General features: G+C 58.0%; 6 protein-coding genes and 1 tRNA gene. 5 read left to right on the forward strand and 2 right to left on the reverse strand.

Features of this window, described 5'->3' with window-relative positions:
• Positions 1-152 precede the first annotated feature (152 nt).
• The 5 genes from ptsP (at position 153) to BLQ98_RS12200 (ending at position 5,809) form a co-directional block, all read left to right on the forward strand.
• Entirely contained in the window at positions 153-2,414 is a 2,262-nt protein-coding gene (gene ptsP, locus BLQ98_RS12180; protein ID WP_093733589.1) for a phosphoenolpyruvate--protein phosphotransferase, read from the forward strand.
• Between the two features lie 261 nt (positions 2,415-2,675).
• Positions 2,676-3,836 carry an iron-containing alcohol dehydrogenase gene (locus BLQ98_RS12185; RefSeq protein ID WP_093733590.1) on the forward strand — a complete coding sequence of 387 codons (1,161 nt, stop codon included), beginning with the start codon at positions 2,676-2,678 and terminating at the stop codon, positions 3,834-3,836.
• On the forward strand, positions 3,836-4,279 hold the full coding sequence (locus tag BLQ98_RS12190; RefSeq protein WP_093733591.1) for an acyl-CoA thioesterase: 444 nt from the start codon (positions 3,836-3,838) through the stop codon (positions 4,277-4,279). The genes BLQ98_RS12185 and BLQ98_RS12190 overlap by 1 nt, the downstream gene beginning before the upstream one ends.
• A 157-nt stretch (positions 4,280-4,436) precedes the next feature.
• Positions 4,437-5,597 carry a glutamate 5-kinase gene (gene proB / locus BLQ98_RS12195; RefSeq protein WP_093733592.1) on the forward strand — a complete coding sequence of 387 codons (1,161 nt, stop codon included), beginning with the start codon at positions 4,437-4,439 and terminating at the stop codon, positions 5,595-5,597.
• A 138-nt stretch (positions 5,598-5,735) separates the two neighbouring features.
• Positions 5,736-5,809, forward strand: a tRNA-Cys gene (locus BLQ98_RS12200).
• A gap of 74 nt (positions 5,810-5,883) precedes the next feature.
• On the opposite strand, the gene BLQ98_RS12205 is transcribed toward BLQ98_RS12200, so the two are convergent.
• Both BLQ98_RS12205 and istB read right to left on the reverse strand, forming a co-directional pair.
• Positions 5,884-6,732, reverse strand: coding sequence for a tyrosine-type recombinase/integrase (locus BLQ98_RS12205; protein ID WP_244148428.1), 849 nt, complete (start codon positions 6,730-6,732; stop codon positions 5,884-5,886).
• Positions 6,733-6,889: 157 nt separating this feature from the next.
• The coding region (gene istB / locus BLQ98_RS12210; RefSeq protein WP_093733598.1) for an IS21-like element helper ATPase IstB at positions 6,890-7,397 on the reverse strand (508 nt) is incomplete at its 5' end.

Here is a 7,397-nt window from a genome sequence, read left to right on the forward strand (position 1 = left end):
GTATCGCCCATGTGGATCGCTGCGTTTTCCCGCCTCGGGGGAAAACGCATCTTCCTGCCCCAAAAAGCAGATGATAGATGTCAATGATAACAGGCGTTTCATTTTCGACGCGCCTGTGATCTAAGCTGGCATCGCCGGGGGGAATTGATCGCATGGCTGATGGGATAGAGACAGAAAGCCGCAAGCTGCTGGGGCGTCTGCGCGATGCCATGGCCAGTGATGACGCAGGGCAGGCGCGGCTGGATAAGATCACGCATCTGATTGCGTCTTCGATGGGCTGCGAAGTCTGCTCTATCTACCTTTTTCGCGACGAAGACACGCTGGAGCTTTGTGCGACCGAAGGGCTGAAAGCCGACGCGGTTCACGAAACGCGCATGAAGATGGGCGAAGGGCTGGTCGGTCGCGTTGCTAAGCGCAAACGTATTATAAACACGCCAAATGCCCCGCAGGCCCCCGGTTTCCGCTTTATGCCGGAAACGGGCGAAGAGCTGTATTCAAGCTTTCTGGGTATACCGGTGCAGCGCTTGGGTGAAATGCTGGGCGTTCTGGTTGTCCAATCCAAAGCTGCCCGGGAATTTTCAGCCGACGAAGTTTACGCGCTGGAAGTGGTCGCCATGGTGCTGGCCGAGATGACCGAACTGGGGGCCTTTGTCGGTGAAGGAGCCGCGATGTCGGCGCGCCACAGTCAGCCGGTCCTGCTGCGCGGCACCGTTGCCCAAGAAGGCGTCGCCGAAGGCCACGTCTGGTTGCACGAACCGCGCGTCGTTGTGTCAAAGCTGGTAGCGGACGATCCCGTGGTCGAAACCGCCCGCCTGAACGAAGCCGTTGACGATCTGCGCGTCAGCGTAGACCAGATGATGGCGATGGCGGGGGGCGACAAGGACCAGCAGCAAGTGCTTGAAGCCTACCGGATGTTCGCCAACTCCAAAGGCTGGTTGCGTCGGATGGAGGAAGACATCGGCCGCGGTCTGTCCGCCGAGGCGGCTGTCGAAAAAGAACAATCCTTGGCGCGTGCCCGTATGGGGCAGGCCGCTGACGCCTACCTGCGCGAACGGCTGTCCGATCTGGATGACCTGAGCAACCGTTTGCTGCGTATTCTGACCGGGCAGGGCTCAAACACCGGGGCAGAGATGCCCGCCGACCCAATTTTGGTTGCGCGTAATATCGGGCCGGCGGAACTGCTGGAATATGGCCGCTCTCTGCGCGGTATCGTGTTGGAAGGTGGATCGGTCGGTAGCCATGCCGCGATTGTCGCGCGGGCGCTGGCGATTCCGCTGATTGTTCACGCCGCGCGCGTGACCAATGACGCGCTAAACGGTGATCGGATCATGGTCGACGGTGAACAAGGTGTGGTGCACCTGCGCCCCGATGAAACCGTCGCCTCTGCATTTCGTGACAAGATCGCGATGCAGGCCGAGGCGCAGGAACGATATGCCTCGATCCGCGACAAAGCAGCGATCACCAAATGCGGCACCACGGTCGGTCTGCATATGAATGCGGGGCTGATGGCTGACCTGCCCTCGCTAGAGGGGTCGGGGGCCGAAGGTGTGGGGTTGTTCCGCACCGAGCTGCAGTTTCTTGTACGCAGCCAGATGCCCAAACGGTCCGAGCTGTCAGCGTTGTACAGCCGTGTGCTGGATGCCGCGACTGGCAAGCGGGTGGTTTTCCGGACGCTGGACATCGGGTCGGACAAAGTGCTGCCCTATATGAAGCCCAATGACGAACCGAACCCCGCGTTGGGGTGGCGTGCGATCCGCGTGGGACTAGACAAACCGGGTATGATGCGGATGCAGTTGCAAGCGTTGATCCGGGCCGCAAACGGACGCCCGCTGTCGGTGATGTTCCCCTTTGTCGCACAGTTCGAAGAATACCGCGCTGCCCGTGCCGAGATGGACAAGACGCTTGCCCGCGAGGCCCGATTGGGTCACGTGCTGCCGTCGCAGATCGAAGTGGGCGCGATGCTGGAGACCCCGTCGCTTGCCTTTGCCCCAAAGAAGTTTTTCGAAGAAGTTGAATTTCTGTCGATCGGTGGCAACGATCTCAAGCAGTTCTTTTTCGCAGCCGATCGCGAGAATGAACTCGTGCGCCGCCGTTATGACACATTGAACGTCAGTTTCCTGACCTTTCTTGAAAACATCGTTGGCCGCTGCCGTGAAACCGGAACACCGTTGTCGTTTTGTGGCGAGGATGCGGGCCGCCCCGTTGAGGCACTGTGTTTTGCCGCGATCGGGATCACCACTCTTTCCATGCGTCCTGCTTCTATTGGGCCGGTCAAAAGCATGCTGTTGCGGTCTGATCTGAACGAAATTCGCGAGGTCATCTATGCCGCGCGGGATCGTGGGGACCAGTCGGTTCGCCCCGCGGTGATGGAATATCTGCGCAGCCAAACCCACGAAGTGCGCCGCCTGCCGTAACGATGTGTGCCGGTACCGTTCGAAACAGCATCAAGACCGGATTTAGCCACTCGACTGCAAGGGGAGGGCGTTCACAAAATCCAGACTTGGGGGGGCATTTTTTTGCGAGCGAAGCGACCGGCGCTGCATCACCGCCCAGTTTCGCAGAGCGAAAAAAGAAACCGAAATAGTGGCTATGCGCGTGCGGCTTTATTCCCTTTAATGCCCTCAAATCGCAGCGCGGAGGAATGCTGCGGGCAGCTATGGGAGAAGCGCGGGCATATGAACCCTTTTGTATTCAACACCACCAAATCCGTCGTATTCGAAAACGGCGCCGCTGTGCGTATCGCAGAGCTGGCAGGCAGTCTGTTGGGCGAGGCCTGCCTGCTCATCACGGACCCCGGTTTGCGCCAGCTTGGTCTATGTGATCCTTGTATCGACGCGCTGGAAAAGGCGGGTCATCAGGTTACCATCTTTGATGAGGTAGAGGCGGACCCCTCGCGCGAGACACTGATGCGCGCAGTCGAGGCAGGGCGGTCCGCAGGGGCCACGGGTGTCATTGGCTTTGGCGGCGGATCATCGCAAGACGTGGCCAAGCTGGTGGCGCTTCTGCTTGGCTCTGACGAGGACCTGGATGCGGCGTGGGGGGTAGGGCAGGCGAAAGGGCCGCGCTTGCCGCTGGTGCTGATCCCCACGACCGCTGGTACCGGATCCGAGGTCACGCCCGTGTCGATCATCACCGTCGGCGCAGAGGAAAAGCGCGGCGTGTCGTCTCCTGTGATCCTGCCTGACATGGCCATTCTGGACGCGTCCCTGACGGTTGGACTGCCTGCGCCGATTACGGCGGCAACGGGGGTCGATGCGATGGTCCACGCGATCGAATCCTACGCGTCGGTCAATGCGAACAACAACCCCGTGTCCAAGCTGCTCGCCCGCGAAGCTTTGCGCTTGCTTGGGGCCAATATCGAAGCCGTGGTGGCTGACGGCAGCAATGTCGACGCCCGCGGTGCAATGTTGTTGGGATCCATGTTGGCGGGTCAGGCTTTCGCTAATTCTCCTGTCGCGGCGGTGCATGCGCTGGCCTATCCCATCGGCGGCACCTTTCACATCCCGCACGGGCTTTCCAACGCGCTGGTGCTGCCTCATGTACTTCGGTTCAACGCGCCAAATGCCGGCAGTGTCTACGCCGAGATCGCTGCAGATGCCTTCCCTGCACTGGCAGATGTCGAGGGCAGTCAGGCCCGTACGGCAGCCTTTATCGATGCGGTCTCGGACCTGTCCGCCAGGCTCGGGCTTCCCCAGCGTCTGCGCGACGTGAATATTCCACAAAGTGCAATCCCCAAGATGGCCGAAGATGCGATGGTGCAGGCGCGTTTGCTGGTCAACAATCCGCGCGATGTCACGCAGGCCGACGCCCAAGCGATCTATGAGGCGGCTTGGTAATGGCCGCTCGCGTACCTGCTGCCACGCGGGCTGATTATGCCGATTTCTATCCGTTGCAGACCCGCTGGAACGACAATGACGCCTATGGGCATATGAATAATGTCGTCCATTACGCGCTGTTTGATACGGCCGTGAATGGGTGGTTGATCGAACGCGGATTGTTGGATCCGCAGACCAGCCCGGTGTTCGGGCTCGTGGTTGAAACCGGCTGTCGGTATTTTGGGGAAATGAAATTTCCTGACCGTGTGACCGCAGGTTTACGGGTGGCGCAACTTGGCAAAAGCTCTGTGCGGATGGAACTAGGCCTGTTCAAGAATGACGACGACACGGCCTCTGCCGAAGGGTTCTTTGTGCATGTCTACGTGGGGCGCGAAGACCATCGTCCGAGTGAAATTCCCGCGCTGACCCGTCGCGCCCTAGAGGGGCTGCAAACCACCTCTTGAGCGTGGCGTAATCCCGCGCGTTCAGGCTTGGCGGTTGCAAATGCTTGGTGTCCACATGTTATACATCACCGAATCACAGCGTCTTTCTGCATCGCGGCATTTCGTGCCGCGTGCGATGACGCATTGAAACTTAACACTAAACTGGAGAAATCTCCTCGTGTCCAAGAAGAAACGTATCGTCGTTAAAATCGGATCCAGCCTACTGGCCAATGAAGAAAAGCTGACATTGCGCTATGCTTTCATGAACGGACTTATGGCGGATTTGGGGGACCTTCAGGACCAGGGCTACGAGATCATCCTGACCTCTTCGGGGTCGGTCGCGCTTGGCCTGAACATGATCGGCAAACGCCCTGAGGAAGCCGGTATTCTGGACAAGCAAGCCGCTGCCGCCTGTGGCCAGCCGCTGCTGATGAATGCCTATCGTCAGGTTGCGAACGAATATAACTTTGACGTGGCACAGATGCTGGTGACCGTCGAAGATATGGAGGAACGCCGTCGCTTTTTGAACATCAAGAACACCATGCTGCGGCTGTTTGAAAACCAGATCCTTCCCATCATCAACGAAAACGACTCTATCGCCACGCGCGATCTGAAAGTCGGGGACAATGACCGTCTCTCGGCCAAGGTCGCCCAGATGGTCGAAGCGGATCACCTGATCATTCTGACCAGCGTCGAAGGCCTGTATGACCGCGATCCGTCGGAACCCGGCGCGCAGTTCATCGAAGAAATCGAGGACGTGTCCGAGCACCTCGAATCCACCAAGAGCATTAGCGAATTGGGCAGCGGCGGCATGCTAACCAAGATGCTGGCAGCCAATATGGCCCAAAACGCCGGGGTCGAGACGATCATCGCCGACGGCATCATCGAACGCCCGATTTCCTCGGTACTGAACAACGAACGCCGCCACACCCGTTGTCTGGCCTCGGGGAGGGGGGCTTCGCCTTTGATGATCTGGCTCAGCAACCGTTTGCAGGTCGCCGGTACACTTGTTGTTTCTGACGAAGCTGTCCGTGCGATCACGGCCAAGGAGCGCGGCTTGCAACGTGATGACCTCGTGTCGATCCAAGGCGAGTTTTCGAAAGGTGACGTGCTGCACGTCTATGACGAGCAGGGCAACGAGTTTGCACGCGGTCTGACCAACTTCTCTTCCGAAGAGACCATCCTGATGGCGCGGAACCCCGAAATGGAGATCGAGGACGTCATCGGCTACAAGACCAAAAGCGCGGTTGTCGGGGTGGAAAACATCCTGATCCTTGAGGATCACCACCTGCAACTCGACGCGCCGGAAGAAGGCGATAAGCCGGTCATCTCGGTTTAACTGACCCTTGGACGGCGGGAGATATTTTTCCCGCCGTTTTGCTCTAAACTGGGCTAGACATTTCCCACAAAAATCGGGATAAGCGCCAAACGCATTGGGGCTCACGGCCCGAATGATTGCCGCCGCCAAGGCGGCCGAGGCGAGTTGGCGGAGTGGTTACGCAGCGGATTGCAAATCCGTGTACAGGAGTTCGATTCTCCTACTCGCCTCCATTTATTTTCAATGGCTTGTGTGTCTTTGGTCATTGCGAGGGGTGCTCCGTTTACAGGTGCGTTTACAGTTTTGTTCATGAATTGCCCCCTTTTGCCTTTGCTAGCTTGATCAAAACGGCGTCGGTTTCGTCAGGCGAAACTCGGGCGTAGTTCTCGATTACATTTGCCGCGTAGCGCACCGACCAGCCCATGTGGTTAGCGATTTCCGCAAGAGATAGATCCGAGTTCAAGAGCCGCGTTGCAGCTGTCCCGCGCGCATCGTAGAGGCGCAGGTCATCGGAAAGCTTGGCTTTGTCGCGCCACTGACGGACACCCTCAGACGCGCGGTGTGGGGTCAGGGCGTTGCCATTGGCATTCGTGAGTATCAACAATTGGCCAGACGGCGTCGTGTCGATCACCTTGGCCATTGTGGGTGTAATTGGAATGTGGGCCAGCCGCTTACGCTTGTTGGTCCTGACGCGTAGGCGACGGCCAAGCGGGGTCAGTTCAACATGGGCTGACGTCAGCTTGATCAGATCCGCAGGGCGTAGGCCAGTTTCACATGCTGCACAGAGAATGCGACGAGCCCATTCAGGCGCAATCGCATCAAAGGCCTCACGATCACCTTGCGTCCAGACAATTTCAGAGCGATCGACATCATAGAGCCGGTGCAGCTTGTGGCAGTGGTGTTCGGAAAGTTTGCCTTCTGATACTGCCCAATTGAGCATACGGACGGCATGAACGCCTGACATATCATGCTGTTTTGGAGAGTGCTTCCAAAGAGCGCGCCACGCGTTCATTTCGCCACGTGACCCGCGTTCTTCAAAGATGACCGCAGGCGCATCCTTGAAATGATCAGCAAACCGAAGCGCCCATTTTCGAATGTCAGCCTGCGACCGATCACCCTTCGGCATCGAGGTGCTGGATAGGAATTTGTCAACCATGTGGGGGGTCATATAGTCGGCAGATTGCGGACGTGCAGTCGCTTCTGTGAATGCATGAAAGAATGCGCGTTCTGTCGGATACTGTGTTGATTGTCACTGAGAACTGACCCGGCATTTTCACCGAGACTTGACCCACCCAGTTGTTATGTTCTTTGCTTTATGATGGCGTCAATGCCGCTTTCTCCTTTCGTTTTTGTTTGGCTGTCGCCGAGCTGGCCTTGAACCGATAGCTGTCATTGCCGGTCTCGAGAATGTGGCAACGATGTGTGAGGCGGTCGAGGAGCGCGGTGGTCATCTTGGCATCACCGAACACGCTGGCCCATTCGCTAAAGCTCAGGTTGGTTGTGATAACGACGCTGGTGCGCTCGTAGAGTTTACTCAGAAGGTGGAACAGCAACGCGCCACCCGAAGCGCTGAACGGCAGATATCCCAGCTCATCCAAGATCAACAAATCGGCTTTCACCAGCGCCTCGGCGATCTTTCCTGCCTTGCCTTGGGCCTTTTCCTGCTCCAACGCATTGACCAACTCGACCGTGGAGAAGAAGCGCACACGCTTGCGATGATGCTCGATTGCTTGAATGCCGAGGGCGGTAGCGACATGCGATTTTCCCGTTCCAGGGCCCCCGATCAGCACTACATTCTCAGCCGCCTCCATGAACTCGCAT

Source organism: Sulfitobacter litoralis (assembly GCF_900103185.1).
Lineage (GTDB): Bacteria > Pseudomonadota > Alphaproteobacteria > Rhodobacterales > Rhodobacteraceae > Sulfitobacter > Sulfitobacter litoralis.

Bases quoted from the DNA above. Each gene is read 5' to 3' on its own strand.
- ptsP (WP_093733589.1), top strand. From the start codon at position 153: ATGGCTGATGGGATAGAGACAGAAAGCCGCAAGCTGCTGGGGCGTCTG.
- BLQ98_RS12205 (WP_244148428.1), bottom strand. From the start codon at position 6,732: ATGGTTGACAAATTCCTATCCAGCACCTCGATGCCGAAGGGTGATCGG.
- BLQ98_RS12185 (WP_093733590.1), top strand. From the start codon at position 2,676: ATGAACCCTTTTGTATTCAACACCACCAAATCCGTCGTATTCGAAAAC.
- BLQ98_RS12190 (WP_093733591.1), top strand. From the start codon at position 3,836: ATGGCCGCTCGCGTACCTGCTGCCACGCGGGCTGATTATGCCGATTTC.